Below are 14238 nucleotides of genomic sequence, written 5' to 3' on the forward strand. Positions count from 1 at the left end.
CTTTCTCCATTTTTCAATGTCCTCTGTTTTGCAACGATATTCTCAAGGTCATTCACAGCGGTTTCATTTGGTCTTTGATGTTTTTGGTTAAAGCGGCATCCACCGCACCGGTATGCAAAGTGCTTTTCTTTTCAAACAACATCAAAGTACATTCTTCGCTGGCCACTGGGTTGTGTAAAACACCTTTGGGTACCACATAAAACTCACCTTGATTCAGCACCACATTTTCTGCTTTCATTTGGATGGTAACTGATCCCTCAATCACCAAAAACATTTCATCTTCTTCATGATCGTGCCAGGTAAATTCACCCTTGATCTTGGCAATTTTAATGTAACTGTCATCTACCTCACCCACCACCCGTGGCGACCAATGATCTTTAATCAAGGCCGCTTTATGTTTTAAATTTATCACTTGATTTTTCATTGTTGTTCAAACCTCCCTTCAGCCTGCATATCAACCACCCAATCTTGAATCTGATTCAAGCGTCTTTTGGCTGTAACCAAGGCCGTGGTAAATACAATCGGTGTTAAAAAATATAACCAACCCCTGTAATTAAAATAATAAATGCTGGCCGAATAAACCAAACATGCTATCACCGCCACTGGAATCCTGTGTTCGACCCGATACACCCTACCGGTGAATTGAGCAGCAAAACCAATCATCGCCGGCGGAATAAGTAGAAATACATACAAAATGCCACCTATGTGGACAAAGAAGGCGTACATAGCAATCGCTGGGATTGATCCCATCAAGGCCCCAACCAGGGCACCCCATGGGCTGGCTGTTTGATTTAACTCGTTGTATGTTTGTTGAATTTCTTGCTCAGTAAATTTCATGTTTATATTGAATGAATGATCATGTTGGTCCAAAGGTGGCGATATTATTTATACCCATAAATCTCAAGCTACCATCAACACCGTCTGGTCATAAATTGTAAGTCATCTTATCGTGACGGTATAGGCTGTTGCAGTGAGTTTTTATCAAACCAGCGTTGAGTGTCATAAAATTGATTTCATGGCTAAAAGCACCTCAAAACACACCGCCTTGTAAACCACCCGTATGGATAATCATGGGATTATCTGATGATTTGATGGTGCCATCTGTGATTAATTGGGCCAGTGCATAAAAACTTTTGCTGTTGTAGATTTTATCTAAAGCGATGCCATGTTGTTGGTTAAAACCAATACAAAACCGCTCCAATTCTGCGGTGTTTTTGGCATAACCACCACAATGAAAATCATGCAAAACTTGCCAGTCAACCGCCTGACTTGTGTTATTAAGCCACTGATTTATCTGGTTTTTTGCGTCATGTAAACCTTTCAATACAGCTGTACCATAAACCTGACAATGCCATTGGTTGTTGGCCACACCTTGAATCAAGCCAGCCAGCGTTCCACCGGTACCAACCGGACAAAACAAGTGGCTGGGATTGAACCGGCGTCGAGTCAACTCGTCAATCAACTCTGCCACTCCAGTCAGCGCCAATGAGTTGCTTCCTCCTTCGGGAATGACAAATGGTTTGTCCAGGGTGGCGGCTATCTGTTGGTATGTCTGGGCGTCTTCTTTAAGTCGATACTCACTGCGTGTTACAAAATACAATGCCATGCCATAACGCCGGCATTGATTCAGCGTTTCAGACCAAATGGCGTGGTTGTCTTTAAGCTCATCACCTCGAACGATACCTACGGACTTGAAACCACAGTCATTTGCCGCCCAAGCCGTCGCCAGTAAATGGTTGGAATAGGCCCCGCCAAAAGTCAGCACTGTTTTACAACCCTGCTTCTCGGCTTGTTGAAAGTTGTACTTGAGCTTTCTTAACTTATTGCCTTGAACGACTGGGTGATTGAGGTCATCCCGAACGACCATAACTTCGAGTCCCAACATGTGGATGGATTGTGTCTTCAACGGATGTGTTGCTTGAAAAATCATTGATACGACCTACAGCCCTGAGGTTGACAACATTCAATGGTTTATAAACCGAGATTAACCACTGCTCATTTATCTATGATACAACACATCTCACTATGGATGAAGCCAGACACCAATCCTCAAGGCCATTAAACCAAAAAACAATCAAACACAAAGGGGCAGGCTTATAAGTGTCGGCGTTGTCTTGAGTTGGCGTTGTTGTTCTTGTTGTCTGCTTTGACCGCCAACAGACTGTCTAGGTGACCTTTTTGTTGAGATCGATCAAAGTCGAGTTGTAACATTGATCTGACCCGGTTTTCTTGTTCACCAAACAAGGACGGCAACATTTCATGTAACAACAAAAACTGCCGTTTAAGTGATATTTTCCAAGTGCTTTTTTCATGGGCAAACAAAGCGTCCGAAAAGATCATAAATCGTTGGAAGTGCTGACCGTTTTCCTCGCTGCCCATCACCAAAGGTAACGTGTGTTTGAATCGTCCTTGGTTGCCAAAAATATCCCAGTAGCGAGCGAAACGGCCGACCCGTTGTAGCTCTTCAAAACTGATGTCTCTGGTTTGCAACACCGTATACGGCGGTGCTGGACTGTATTTCATTTGGTAGGTTTGGCTGTGGCGGTTAATCGGTGTACCACGCAAGCGTTTAAGAATCCCTAATTGTATTTCTTGCGGGCCCAACTGATAGAGTTGATTAAAACTGTCAGCAAATCCAATCAACGTATCGCTGGGCAAACCGAATATCAAATCCGCATGGATGTGGGCCTGGGTGTGGTTTCTTAACCACAATAAGTTTTCTTTGGTTTTTTCGTTGTTCTGTCGACGACTGATCAACGTTTGGACTGCTGGATCAAACGTCTGCACACCAACTTCAAACTGCAGGCTGTTGGCTGGAAACTTAACCAACAGTTCTTTTAAAGCGTCGGGCAAGCGATCCGGAATCACCTCAAAATGCACCATCAATTCATCGTCAAGACGGTCCAGAAAAAATTGCAAAATGGCCGTAGAATGTGCCACTTTAAGGTTAAAGGTGCGGTCTATGAACTTGAAGTTTCGAGCGCCTTTTTGATACAGCTTATCCATTTCTTGCAAAAACCGATCCAAGGTAAAGGTTTTAGAGGTTTTGTCCAATGAAGACAAACAAAACTCACATTTGAATGGACAGCCTCTGGACGCTTCTACATAAATGATGCGATTGCGTAAATCCTCGTCATCGTAATATTCATAAGGCATGATCAGTTCTTCCAAAGCCTGTGGTATGCCTTGAATGACCGGATTATCGGGGCGTTGCCCTTGTAATAAATTTTTGGCCAAGGCTTTGAAACTGCTCTCACCAGCCCCTTTGATTACATAATCAACCAGTGTCACCACATCAGGCTGATCTGGTAGGTGACTGACCTCTGGCCCACCCAAAATGATTTGAATGTCAGGACGTATGGTTTTCAACAATTTAATCACTTCGGTGATTTCCACCACATTCCAAATATACACACTGAAACCGATGATTTCTGGGTTCATGGCCAATAGTTTTTCAGCTATATCAATGGCTCGATCATGGATGGTGAACTCTTTGATGACTGCTTTTTGTTGTAACTCACCTAAATTGGCGTATAAATAGCGCAAACTGAAAGAAGAGTGGATGTAGCGACTGTTTAAAGTGGTCAACACAATCGGTTTCACAGCTGTTGCTCCACAAATGGCATCAGCTGTTTTATCACTGCCGCCGGCTCTTCGAATGGCAGCAAATGCCCTGCATCCGGAAAGTCAATAAAACGGTGGTTCGGGTTGCGTTGCCATTTGCGCCAAAACTTTTCATCAATGGTGTTTGAATGAGCCCCTCGCATGGCCAGTACTGGTAATTTGGAGTGCAATAACTGACCCCTGAAATACGTGGCGGTGCCATAGATTTTAGCCTCCCATTCTCGCGGAAAAGCCAAGCGAAATTGGTCCCCATCTGCCACCATACCGGCATTCACATAATGCCACAGGTTTTCATCGGAAATCCGTTTGAACGCCCTGGGTTTGCGATGAAAATCAAAAGCCTCTTGTTTGCTGGCAAACCGATCTGGCCGTCCCAACGCTTTTTGAATGATGGCGACTCTTTTTTTAACCATGCTTGGAAACGCTCGAGTCAGCCAGCAAAAAAACCAGGGCAATGTCACCGGCTCTATCATCACCAAAGCTTTGATTAAATCAGGTCTTTTCTGAGCCGCCATAAACGCCGTTACCGAACCCAAAGAATGGCCCACAGCCACCACATTTTTCATGTTGTTTTGCTCGAAAAAGGTGATCACATCATCACTCAATTGATGCCAGCTTTTAAGCTCACTGGGTGCTGGTGTTGGAGACCACAGTGGTCTTTGTAAGTAAGACACCACTTGACGCTTTTGGGCCAAAGCTTCAATAATCGGTAGGTAAGATCCGGGTGGGTAAGCGTTGGCATGGGCAAAATAGATTGCTGGCTGCTCCGTCGGCTTGCCCCAAGTCATTTTGGGTAATTGTTTCATCGCTTGTTTTTTGTTTCAGTCAAAAAACACCAATTAATGGCGTTGATTAAACATCATCTGGGTATTTTTCGGCCATGTATTCCAATTCTTTAACAATCAATTGTTCCAACACCTTGGGTTTGATGTCCCGCAAATGATTGATGTAAAGACAAGACTTTCCGGTTTTGTGCTTACCCAATTGATCCAATAAATCTTTGTGTTGCTCAAATCCAGCAATGATGTACAAAGAAATGTTGGCTTTGCGTGGTGAAAAGCCTATGCGCATGAAGTCACCTTCTCGACCTGATGCATATTTATAGTGGTATTGTCCAAAACCAATGATGCTGGGGCCCCACATTTTTGCCGTATAGCCAGAAAGTCGTTCCATCATTTCCAAAAGTGCAAAAGCGTCCTGCCGTTTTTGATCGGGTGTCACAGCAGTGAGGAATTTAATCACACTGGCTTCGGTGGCTTGGGTTTTGTTCTCTGACATGACAGGTCTCTTCTTATAATGACTTGGACCAGCCATTATGACATAAATCAATCAAGGAATCACCGTCCAAAGCCAATGGTTTGAATGGTTTGGTGCAAAATAGCTGAGTAAAAAACCAGCCCTTAATGAGCCGGTAAACTTCTACCCATCGAGTGGATATTTTAATTACAATGGGTGTCACCAATGATTAATAAGCTTAATAAATCGCAAGCATGGTTTAATAACCCTTTGTACTCAAAGCACCGGTCAATCAGTGACCATGGGCACATAGATAAAAGATACCGCAGCCCCATAATTAAAGACTGATCCAATGAGGCTTTTGCTTATTTAAGCCGGAGACAAAATATTATGGCAAAACAGCATGAGATGGACACCAAACAATTGAACGAAGATGCAGATAAAGTATCCGCACCAAACAAGGCTTCGTTGAACCATTTGCGCTTGATTCTGCCTTTGGTTACACCCTATAAAAAACACATCTTACTGGCTTTGTTGCTGTTGTTTCTGGGAGCCGCAGCCAATTTGGCCATACCGGTGGCGTTTAAGCAAATGATAGACTTGGGTTTTGCCGCCGAAAACCAAGACAAACTGTCGTATTATTTCATCTTGGTGTTTGTGGTTTCATCATTGATGATTCTGTTTACCTCATTGCGTTACTTTTGGGTCTCTTGGATCGGCCAAAAAGTGGTTACAGACTTGCGAAAAAAAGTGTACGGCAAAGTCATGGGCCAGTCGCAGGAGTTCTTTGAAAAAACCAAAACCGGCGAAATCCTTTCTCGCATCAACACCGACACCACTTTGGTTGAAACTGTAGTTGGAAGCACCTTTTCCATTGCTTTGCGCTCGGCTGTGACTTTTTTCGGTGCGGCATTTATGATGATTTTCACCGCCCCCAAACTGGCCATGTACATCGCCTTTATCATTCCTTTGGTGGTTTTACCCATCGTCATTACGGGTCGAAAAATTCAAAAACTTTCCAAGGCTGAACAAGACCGCATTGCAGATTCCTCGGCATTGGCCACCGAAACCATCAATGCCATGCACACGGTACAAGCCTATGCGCAGGAACAGGCTGAAAACAACAAATTCATTCATGCCATCAACAATGCATTCAAAGCCGCTGTGGCGTCAATTAGAATGACCACCATCATGTCAATGCTGGTGGGCTTTGTGATCTTTGGTGGTATTGTATTTGTTTTGTGGCTGGGTGCCAAAGACGTGATCACTGGCGACATGACTGCTGGGACATTGAGTCAATTTGTGATGTATGCCATTATGGCAGCCACTTCGGTGGGGGCGCTTTCTACGGTTTGGAGTGAACTCAAAAAAGCCGCTGGTGCTTTGGAGCGAATCATCGAATTGATGAACACCGAATCCACCATCAAAGACCCTGCCAAACCCAAAATCATGCACCACACCGTATTGGGTAACATCAGTATCAAAGACTTGAGTTTTGCTTACCCCAGTCGCCACGACTTGAATGTATTGAACAACATTTCCATTGAGGTGGTGCCTGGTCAAACCGTGGCATTGGTTGGTCCTTCCGGTTCTGGCAAGTCCACCTTGTTCCAATTGTTGATGCGCTTCTATGAGGCACAAACAGGATCCATCAAACTGGATGGCACTGCCATAGAAGATTTCCGTCTCAATGACCTGCGATCACAGTTTTCCTTGGTCGCACAAGACGTCACCATTTTTTCAACCACGGCACGAGAAAACATTGCTTATGGCCGGCCTGATGCCACCGACGAAGAAGTCAGAACAGCGGCTCAATTGGCTCATGCCGATGAATTCATTGAAAACCTGGAAAACGGCTATGACACCTACCTGGGTGAACGCGGAGTCAGGCTCTCTGGCGGCCAGGCACAACGGTTATCAATCGCGCGTGCAGTCATCACCAATCCGCCTGTGTTGCTGTTAGATGAAGCCACCAGCGCCCTCGATGCCAACAGTGAAAAATTGGTACAAGAAGCCTTAAACACCATCATGAAAGGACGCACCACACTGGTCATCGCTCACCGTTTGGCAACCATCCGTAAAGCCGATCAAATCATTGTGATGGATCAAGGAAAAGTGGTGGCCATAGGTAAACACGAACAATTAATCACCAGCAATGCCCTGTATGCCGAGTTGGCCAAACTACAGTTTACAGATGAAAGTCACTGACTGACTTGCAATGAATTCCATCCCTACGTAAAGTAAGTGTTTTAATTTTTGGAGTGGCAATGAAAAATATGATCTTGCTATTGGTGATGTTGACCGGTTGTCACAAGAATGCCGTTAAAACCACACCAAAAAACCCTGTTTTGGGTGCTTGGCAAGTGGTTTCAATCGAATGGAAATCGAATGAACGCACCGCTGCTATAGAACAGGCCCAAGCTGGCATGTTTATTTTCAATGAACAACACTATGCTTTGATGTGGAGCCCGAAAAAAACACCAAGAACAGCTTTTGTTGATTTGTCTGATCCCACTGATGAAGAAATTTTGGCCGGTTTCAAATCCATTGTTTTCAATGCGGGTAGCTACCAAATTAACAACCAACAACTGGTTGCTACAGCCAAAGTAGCCAAAGTACCGGGGTTTGAAGGTGGGCAACTGTTTTATCGTTTCCGTTTTGAAAACCAGCAATTGATCCTTACATTGTATGATGAGACATACCCTGATGGCAGTAAGCCAGACTGGTCCGGCAAGTGGCAAACCAAGTTCATTCTTGAACCCGCAACACTTTAAACGACTTGGTCAGTCGGCTTGTTCTATCAATTGGTGACTGTGCGTGATGTTCACAGTGTCCTGTAACATGTGTGATACCGAACAGTATTTTTCTGCTGAAAGTTTGATGGCTCGAGCCACTTGTTTCTCTGACAAATCTGTTCCCGTTACAACAAAATGTAAGTTGATGTCGGTATAAATTTTCGGAATTTCATCGCGCCTTTCAGCCGACACCTTGACTTGAATGTCGCTGAAATTTTGTTTGGCTTTGGTCAAAATCAATTTCACATCAATCCCTGCACAGCTGCTTAATCCCATTAACACCACTTCCATGGGTGAGGGACCTATTTTTTCACCGTCTTTCGAAGCGGGTGAATCCATCACAATGCTTTGATTGGTTTCGTTGGTACTGACGAAGGTATAGTCTTTAACCCATTGGGTGGTGACGATGTTTTTTTTCATGATTGACTCTTACTGTTTGGGTTGCTTGGTTTCAGCCAACAGCCACACCATGCCTTGGCGGAATGCTGCAGTGATGCTGCTCATGTGATTATGGCCTGCTGCCGTCATCACTTTCAGTTGCCAATGGTGCGGTTTTTGCTGCCAATAATCAAGCCATTTTTTCCTTGGTTTTTGGAACCGCACATCGTCATTGTCAGCTTGCATAATAAACAACTTGGGTTGGTGTTTGCTCGGTAAACCCTGTGCTAAAAACAAGTCAAGGTTGCGGTGTATCGCAGGGTTGCTGGCAATGACTGCACTGAATGTCTGGGGTTGAAACTGGGTGGTGTATAAAGCAAACTGACCACCTAAGGAGTGACCAAAAAGCATGCTTTGCTTCGGATCTACGGGGTATTTTTGTTCAATCAAAGGCATCAACTCTGCACTTAAAAACCGATGGAATTGTTCAGCACCACCATAATGTTCACGATCAGCCGCTGGTAAGGTAAAGTCGGTACTGCGGCGATTTCCTTGTTGCCAATCACTGCTGCCATAAGATATGCCCACCAATATGACCGGAGGAATCTCATTCAAAAAAGTCATGTATTTCGCATAGGGAACAAACATCGGAAAGGTGTTGCCGCCATCCAGTAAATACACCACCGGCCACTTCTTGTCAGGGGTTACCTGTTGTGGAACATGGACATAAATATGGTAATCATGATCAACGGTTTTCGAATGAATCTTATGGTACTCACTGCCCTGCAAGCCAGTTAAGTGTTGTAAACCAGCTGCTTGGCTTGCACCGCAAAGCAACAGCAAAACCATCACTATTAATTTCATGGGCCCTCCGTTCTGTACTCGTGCCATCACTCAGCTTCAAAGCAATGATTATTTAATCAATGGCGACCAACTCGGCTCTCTGACATGTCCGCTGGACAACACCAGGTCGTTTGATGTTTGTCCATCGGTTGAAACCGCTTTCAACAAGCCCTTACCGGCCATTGTTTTGGTGGCATACAAGACCATTGCTCCATTGGGTGCAAAGCTTGGGGTCTCGTCTAAATTGCCATCACTGACGATTTGAAAAGTGTTCGAGGGCCGGTGGAACAAGGCAATTTTGTATTCATTGTTATTACCATGAACCATGGCGATGTATTTGCCGTCAGGAGATAAGCTGGCTCGGGCATTGTAATCACCTTCAAAGGTGACGCGTTTGGCCTTTTTATCAATCAAATTGGTTTGGTATATTTGTGGTTTACCGCCACGGTCTGAAGTAAAGAATATCGACGTGCCATCTGGTGACCATTCAGGTTCTGTGTCGATACCCCAGTGGTTGGTAATTTGGGTTAATGAGCGGTCGTATATGTTGATGGTATAGATTTCTGGGTTACCAGATTTTGACAGCGTCAAAGCCAGTTTTTGACCGTTGGGTGAAAATTTAGGTGCACCATTGATGCCTTCAAAGCTAGAGATTAAAGTCCTTGAACCGGTACTGAGGTCTTGGATATAAATGGCAGAATTTCCTTGTTCAAATGACACATAGGCCAATTTTTTACCATCAGGTGACCACGCCGGAGACAGCAAAGGCTCCTTTGATGTAACCAAAGATTGTGGGCCATAGCCATCTGAATCTGCGACAATCAATTGGTATTTAAAGTCAGCTGCATTTTTAACGGCTGTTACATAAGCAAGTTTGGTTGAAAACACCCCTGGAATACCCAATATTTCCTCATAAATTCGATCAGCAATGTAATGTGCACCGGCCCTGGCTTGGGTTTTGTTCAATGGTAAGGTCAATGCCAACAGTTGTTTTTGTTCTGCCACTGAAGCCAATCGAAAACGAACCTCCATGCGGTTGTCATCCAAGTGTGTGATGTCGCCATAAGACACATAATCTGATTTCAATAATCGCCATGTTCCGAAGTTAAGGTCAGCATCAGCGCTTGGCTTATCAATCAACAAACTTTTATCCAAAGGTTTGAATTGGCCGGATCGAGCCAAATCATTGCGAATAATTTCCGCCATGTCTGTGGCCAAAGTACTACCTGGGTTTACAAAGTCCACCACTGCAATCGGTAATGCCGAAGCGTTACCACCATCAATGGTGATGTTTAATTGCGCTTGACCACTGAATGTCACTAATAGAGTTAGTAAATAGGCTAATCGTTTCATCAATCAATCTCCTTGATATTGAAATATAAAATTAAGTCGTCGGTCGAAAACCGACTCAAAACCGGTATACGGCAATGGGTCTGCTTTCTTGACCGCGTTGATAATAGAGTTTCGAACCACTGCGCTGGCGTTACAGGGTGTGCCGATGGACACATCAATCACACCACCACCTGGAATCTGGTTTACTTTGATTTGACACTGCAAACCAGCAGGGGTTCCATTGGGTCTGGCCCATTGTCGGGTGACGGCTGATTGGATGGCTCCAATGTATTGGGTTAACAGGGTTCTGCGGGCATTTTCCGCACCATTTTGCACACCTGCAACCGGTTTGACATCAGGTTCCTGAGTGGTGACCTCCGGTTCTTTGGTGTTTTCTGGTGGTTTGTTGGCTTGCGCTTCTGCTGCTTGTCTTTGTCGTCTGATTTCTTCTAATTTTTTTTGCCTTTCGGTTTTTTCTTCACGCTTGACTTCATCAACCTTGGGTTTGATGACTGGTTTTTCTATTGGTTTAGGCTCGACTTTAGGCTCAGGTTTTACCGGATCCGGTTTAACAGGTTCAGGTTTGGGTGGTTCTGGCTTAGCTTGCTCTTTTGGTGGTGGTTTCTTGACTGGCTTGGGTTTGTTGTCAGTCGGCTTTTGTAAGGACTTCATGTATTCGTCCAAATCCATGATTTCAGCTTGAATGGCAATTCCTTTGGGAGGTGTGATACTGGTTTGTTGCGTAGAAACCATCAACAACACGACAATAGCCACATGCAAGCCAAGCGAATAAAGCAGGCCTTGTCTTTGTTCTGGTTCAATGCTTAATACAGCCATATCACATCAATTTTCAGGTTTGATTGGGTCACTGATTAAACCTACTTTTTTGGCCCCGGCTTTCTGTACAATCGCCATGGCCTGATACACTTGACCATAACTGACTGATTTGTCAGCGCCAATCATAATCGGCAGCTCATCATTGACTTTAATGAATGCGGTTAATTTTTGCGTTAAACTTTCCGCATCAATCAACTCATATTCACCACCAATACTTAAGTACAAATCACCATTGGCGGTGACGTTGACCACAGCGGGTTCCGTTTCAATGGTGATGGTATTGGCGTTAGACTCTGGTAAATTGACATCAACGCCCAAGTTCATTAATGGTGTGGTAATCATAAAAATAATCAACAACACCAGGGTCACATCAATGTATGGAACCACGTTGATTTCTGCTTTGACTTTACGAGGTCGCCTCATAGCTTCACCCTATTTGACGGTGCAATATGGCAGAAAACTCATCCTTGAAAGCATCATATTGGGCATAAATCCTTTCTACCTTATCACTGAATTTATTGTAAAAAATGACGGCTGGTATGGCAGCAAACAATCCCATAGCAGTGGCAATCAAAGCCTCTGAAATACCTGGCGCCACCAATGCAATGGTGGCTTGCGTAACGTCTGAAAGGGCATGAAAAGACAACATGATACCAATCACCGTTCCCAATAAACCGATATAGGGGCTGGTTGAACCAATGGTTGCCAAGGTTGGCAAACTGCTTTCAAGTTTTTCAATTTCCCGGCTTAAGGCCACACGCATGGCTCGGTCTGAACCTTCTATGGACTGTATGCCCCCTGATTTAACGGTTTGTTTTCGTTTAAATTCTTTGAAACCTGCTTCGAAAATCAGTGCCGATCCGGTGTTTTTTTGCGTTGAAATTTTTTCATACAGTTTATTTAAATCCACGCCGGACCAAAAATGCTCTTCAAACTTTTTGGCCTTGTTGTGTGCATTGGCCAGCACACGTCCTTTGGAAAATATAATTAACCACGACCACAATGAAGCCAAAATCAATATAATCATCACCACTTTGACTGGCATTGAAGCACTCATAATGATTTCGTAATAAAATTGTCCGCTGTCGTTCAAAACAATAACTCCTCTAAATATTGGGTTGGAAAGCGCATCGGCTTGAATTTTTCTGCATTCAAACTGACTATTTGTACCTCTGCTGTGGCCAGCAAAACATCTTTTGCATACATTGTTTGTTTGACCTTCATTGCCACCTTGCTGTGGCTGATCACTTCGGTACTGACCGTTAATAAATCATCCAGTCGTGCTGGCGATATATAATCTATTGTCAATTGACGAATGGCCAATAAAGTATTGGTTTGTTCACGCATCAAACTTTGTTGTAAACCTTTTGAACGTAACCATTCAGTCCGCGTTCGTTCGAAAAAGTTCAAATAATTGGCATGATAAACCACACCACCGGCATCTGTGTCTTCATAGTAAACCCTGAATTGATGGGTGTATTTACTCATACCCTGTTAATCCTCTTGCTCATGATTCACTCAAACAAATCTTGGTTGTGTTTATTTTTAGGTGGGCTGATACCCATGGTTTGCCAGGTTTTGGCCGTGGCGATTCGCCCCCTGGCGGTTCTGGCAATCAAACCTTGTTGAATCAAATAGGGTTCAATCACATCTTCCACGGTTCCGCGCTCTTCTGACAACGCAGCCGCCAATGAATTGACACCCACAGGTCCGCCTGCAAACTGTTGGGTAATGATTTCAAGTAATTTACGGTCCATTTCATCCAAACCTTTTTGATCCACCTGCAGCATGTTCATGGCAGCAGCAGCGATTTTTTCAGTAATCACCCCATCACCTTTGACTTCAGCAAAATCCCTCACTCGACGCAGCAGGCGATTGGCTATCCTTGGAGTTCCACGTGACCTTCTGGCCACTTCTATACAGCCGGGAAGATCGGCTTGGATATTCAATATTTTTGCCGAGCGTGACACAATCTGTGTTAAATCTTCGGTGTTGTAAAACTTAAGGCGCTGCACAATGCCAAACCGGTCGCGCAATGGTGAAGTCAAAAGCCCTGCTCGGGTGGTTGCACCCACCAATGTAAACGGCGGTAAATCCAACTTGATGGATCTGGCTGCAGGCCCTTCTCCAATCATGATGTCAATTTGGAAATCTTCCATTGCAGGGTATAGAATTTCTTCGACCACCGGCGATAATCGGTGAATTTCGTCGATAAACAGCACATCGTGCGGCTGTAAATTAGTTAACAACGCCGCCAAATCCCCTGCTTTTTCTAGCACCGGTCCTGAGGTGTGTCGCATTTGCACCCCCATTTCATTGGCTATCACATGTGCCATGGTGGTTTTTCCCAATCCTGGCGGACCAAAAATTAACACGTGATCTAACGATTCTGTGCGATTTTTTGCTGCTTGAATAAACAGCTCCATTTGGTCTTTGACTTCTTTTTGACCCAGATAATCACGCAAAGTTTGAGGCCGAATGCTGGCCTCAATGGTTTTTTCTAATGAACTCTCTGGCAATCCGCCCATTAAACGGTCTTCGCCGATGAAATTCTCACCCATGTGGTTATCGCTAAAATCACCTTGCCCCATCAACCTGCTCCTTTGAGTTGTAAACAAATGCGAATGATGTCTTCTACAGCCATGTCATCCTTAGCCACTTGTTTCACCATCTGTGCCGCTTCCATCGGCTTAAACCCCAAACCTTGTAAGGCACTTTCCGCCTCCGACTGGATGCCAAATCGACTGGCTTGAGGCTTATTCGGGTCATCTCCATCCATTGTAGTGACATCCACTTTGTCCTTCATTTCAATGATCAATCGTTGTGCTGTTTTTTTACCAATCCCAGGCACTTTAACAATCGCAGTGACGTTTTGTTCCTGAATCACTTGTGCAAAATCAGCTGAACTCATGGTCGAAAGTATGGCCAATGCGGATTTCGCTCCTATACCATTGACCTTAAGCAAGGTTCGAAACAAGTCACGCTGAGCAAAGCTCCTGAATCCATACAAAATAGAGGCGTCTTCTCGCACCAAGTGATGAATCACCAAGGTGACTTGATGTTTTAACTCTGGTAAATCACAAAACACGCTGGTGGGCACTTCCACTTCATAGCCAACACCGCTGACATCCACAATCAGGTGCGAAGGTGGTTCTGTGTGTACCAAATGTCCTTGAAGTCTACCAATCACTTT

Annotated in this window: 17 protein-coding genes; 2 read left to right on the forward strand and 15 right to left on the reverse strand. The window is 44.4% G+C overall.

From position 1 onward, the window contains the following. Positions 1 to 52: 52 nt before the first annotated feature. From CCS90_RS00975 to CCS90_RS01000, 6 genes are all read right to left on the reverse strand, one after another. The gene (locus CCS90_RS00975) at positions 53 to 424 is read right to left on the reverse strand and encodes a cupin domain-containing protein (RefSeq protein WP_099017645.1); all 372 of its coding nucleotides are present in this window, start codon (positions 422 to 424) and stop codon (positions 53 to 55) included. After that, positions 421 to 837 carry a hypothetical protein gene (locus CCS90_RS00980; RefSeq protein ID WP_133566431.1) on the reverse strand — a complete coding sequence of 139 codons (417 nt, stop codon included), beginning with the start codon at positions 835 to 837 and terminating at the stop codon, positions 421 to 423. Before CCS90_RS00980 ends, CCS90_RS00975 begins: the two co-directional genes overlap by 4 nt. Positions 838 to 1030: 193 nt before the next feature. Beyond that, positions 1031 to 1930 (reverse strand): 1-aminocyclopropane-1-carboxylate deaminase/D-cysteine desulfhydrase, encoded by a 900-nt coding sequence (locus CCS90_RS00985; RefSeq protein ID WP_099017647.1) that lies wholly within the window; start codon positions 1928 to 1930, stop codon positions 1031 to 1033. Positions 1931 to 2094: 164 nt separating this feature from the next. Beyond that, entirely contained in the window at positions 2095 to 3603 is a 1509-nt protein-coding gene (locus CCS90_RS00990; RefSeq protein WP_099017648.1) for a B12-binding domain-containing radical SAM protein, read from the reverse strand. After that, on the reverse strand, positions 3600 to 4430 hold the full coding sequence (locus tag CCS90_RS00995; protein WP_099017649.1) for an alpha/beta fold hydrolase: 831 nt from the start codon (positions 4428 to 4430) through the stop codon (positions 3600 to 3602). Before CCS90_RS00995 ends, CCS90_RS00990 begins: the two co-directional genes overlap by 4 nt. Positions 4431 to 4476: 46 nt before the next feature. Continuing rightward, positions 4477 to 4902 carry a DUF1801 domain-containing protein gene (locus tag CCS90_RS01000; protein WP_099017650.1) on the reverse strand — a complete coding sequence of 142 codons (426 nt, stop codon included), beginning with the start codon at positions 4900 to 4902 and terminating at the stop codon, positions 4477 to 4479. Between the two features lie 348 nt (positions 4903 to 5250). On the opposite strand from CCS90_RS01000, the gene CCS90_RS01005 reads away from it, so the two are divergent. Then, complete coding sequence (locus CCS90_RS01005; RefSeq protein ID WP_211336964.1) at positions 5251 to 7068, forward strand: ABC transporter transmembrane domain-containing protein; 1818 nt, start codon at positions 5251 to 5253, stop codon at positions 7066 to 7068. A 59-nt stretch (positions 7069 to 7127) separates the two neighbouring features. Further along, on the forward strand, positions 7128 to 7634 hold the full coding sequence (locus CCS90_RS01010; RefSeq protein ID WP_099017651.1) for a lipocalin-like domain-containing protein: 507 nt from the start codon (positions 7128 to 7130) through the stop codon (positions 7632 to 7634). A 9-nt stretch (positions 7635 to 7643) separates the two neighbouring features. On the opposite strand, the gene CCS90_RS01015 is transcribed toward CCS90_RS01010, so the two are convergent. From CCS90_RS01015 to ruvA, 9 genes are all read right to left on the reverse strand, one after another. Then, complete coding sequence (locus CCS90_RS01015; RefSeq protein WP_099017652.1) at positions 7644 to 8075, reverse strand: OsmC family protein; 432 nt, start codon at positions 8073 to 8075, stop codon at positions 7644 to 7646. Between the two features lie 9 nt (positions 8076 to 8084). After that, the gene (locus CCS90_RS01020; RefSeq protein WP_162846738.1) at positions 8085 to 8897 is read right to left on the reverse strand and encodes an alpha/beta hydrolase; all 813 of its coding nucleotides are present in this window, start codon (positions 8895 to 8897) and stop codon (positions 8085 to 8087) included. A 48-nt stretch (positions 8898 to 8945) separates the two neighbouring features. Then, on the reverse strand, positions 8946 to 10229 hold the full coding sequence (gene tolB / locus CCS90_RS01025; protein ID WP_099017654.1) for a Tol-Pal system beta propeller repeat protein TolB: 1284 nt from the start codon (positions 10227 to 10229) through the stop codon (positions 8946 to 8948). A gap of 3 nt (positions 10230 to 10232) precedes the next feature. Beyond that, positions 10233 to 11045, reverse strand: a complete 813-nt coding sequence (locus tag CCS90_RS01030; RefSeq protein WP_099017655.1) for a TonB C-terminal domain-containing protein — start codon at positions 11043 to 11045, stop codon at positions 10233 to 10235. Positions 11046 to 11051: 6 nt separating this feature from the next. After that, entirely contained in the window at positions 11052 to 11468 is a 417-nt protein-coding gene (locus tag CCS90_RS01035) for an ExbD/TolR family protein (RefSeq protein WP_099017656.1), read from the reverse strand. Between the two features lie 4 nt (positions 11469 to 11472). Beyond that, on the reverse strand, positions 11473 to 12102 hold the full coding sequence (tolQ, locus tag CCS90_RS01040; RefSeq protein WP_099018698.1) for a protein TolQ: 630 nt from the start codon (positions 12100 to 12102) through the stop codon (positions 11473 to 11475). A gap of 32 nt (positions 12103 to 12134) precedes the next feature. After that, complete coding sequence (gene ybgC / locus CCS90_RS01045; protein WP_099017657.1) at positions 12135 to 12533, reverse strand: tol-pal system-associated acyl-CoA thioesterase; 399 nt, start codon at positions 12531 to 12533, stop codon at positions 12135 to 12137. A gap of 26 nt (positions 12534 to 12559) precedes the next feature. Continuing rightward, positions 12560 to 13573 (reverse strand): Holliday junction branch migration DNA helicase RuvB, encoded by a 1014-nt coding sequence (ruvB, locus tag CCS90_RS01050; RefSeq protein ID WP_211336981.1) that lies wholly within the window; start codon positions 13571 to 13573, stop codon positions 12560 to 12562. Positions 13574 to 13635: 62 nt separating this feature from the next. Continuing rightward, positions 13636 to 14235 carry a Holliday junction branch migration protein RuvA gene (gene ruvA / locus CCS90_RS01055; RefSeq protein ID WP_099017658.1) on the reverse strand — a complete coding sequence of 200 codons (600 nt, stop codon included), beginning with the start codon at positions 14233 to 14235 and terminating at the stop codon, positions 13636 to 13638. Positions 14236 to 14238: the final 3 nt, after the last annotated feature.

It is taken from the genome of Marinicella litoralis (assembly GCF_002591915.1).
In the GTDB taxonomy this organism is placed as follows: domain Bacteria; phylum Pseudomonadota; class Gammaproteobacteria; order Xanthomonadales; family Marinicellaceae; genus Marinicella; species Marinicella litoralis.

What these genes read in the sequence shown, in the direction of transcription:
- CCS90_RS00975 (WP_099017645.1), bottom strand. Translation starts at nt 424, where the DNA reads ATGAAAAATCAAGTGATAAATTTAAAACATAAAGCGGCCTTGATTAAA.
- CCS90_RS00980 (WP_133566431.1), bottom strand. Translation starts at nt 837, where the DNA reads ATGAAATTTACTGAGCAAGAAATTCAACAAACATACAACGAGTTAAAT.
- CCS90_RS00985 (WP_099017647.1), bottom strand. Translation starts at nt 1,930, where the DNA reads ATGATTTTTCAAGCAACACATCCGTTGAAGACACAATCCATCCACATG.
- CCS90_RS00995 (WP_099017649.1), bottom strand. Translation starts at nt 4,430, where the DNA reads ATGAAACAATTACCCAAAATGACTTGGGGCAAGCCGACGGAGCAGCCA.
- CCS90_RS01000 (WP_099017650.1), bottom strand. Translation starts at nt 4,902, where the DNA reads ATGTCAGAGAACAAAACCCAAGCCACCGAAGCCAGTGTGATTAAATTC.
- CCS90_RS01005 (WP_211336964.1), top strand. Translation starts at nt 5,251, where the DNA reads ATGGCAAAACAGCATGAGATGGACACCAAACAATTGAACGAAGATGCA.
- CCS90_RS01010 (WP_099017651.1), top strand. Translation starts at nt 7,128, where the DNA reads ATGAAAAATATGATCTTGCTATTGGTGATGTTGACCGGTTGTCACAAG.
- CCS90_RS01015 (WP_099017652.1), bottom strand. Translation starts at nt 8,075, where the DNA reads ATGAAAAAAAACATCGTCACCACCCAATGGGTTAAAGACTATACCTTC.
- CCS90_RS01020 (WP_162846738.1), bottom strand. Translation starts at nt 8,897, where the DNA reads ATGAAATTAATAGTGATGGTTTTGCTGTTGCTTTGCGGTGCAAGCCAA.
- tolB (WP_099017654.1), bottom strand. Translation starts at nt 10,229, where the DNA reads ATGAAACGATTAGCCTATTTACTAACTCTATTAGTGACATTCAGTGGT.
- CCS90_RS01030 (WP_099017655.1), bottom strand. Translation starts at nt 11,045, where the DNA reads ATGGCTGTATTAAGCATTGAACCAGAACAAAGACAAGGCCTGCTTTAT.
- CCS90_RS01035 (WP_099017656.1), bottom strand. Translation starts at nt 11,468, where the DNA reads ATGAGGCGACCTCGTAAAGTCAAAGCAGAAATCAACGTGGTTCCATAC.
- tolQ (WP_099018698.1), bottom strand. Translation starts at nt 12,102, where the DNA reads ATGAGTGCTTCAATGCCAGTCAAAGTGGTGATGATTATATTGATTTTG.
- ybgC (WP_099017657.1), bottom strand. Translation starts at nt 12,533, where the DNA reads ATGAGTAAATACACCCATCAATTCAGGGTTTACTATGAAGACACAGAT.
- ruvB (WP_211336981.1), bottom strand. Translation starts at nt 13,573, where the DNA reads ATGGGCGGATTGCCAGAGAGTTCATTAGAAAAAACCATTGAGGCCAGC.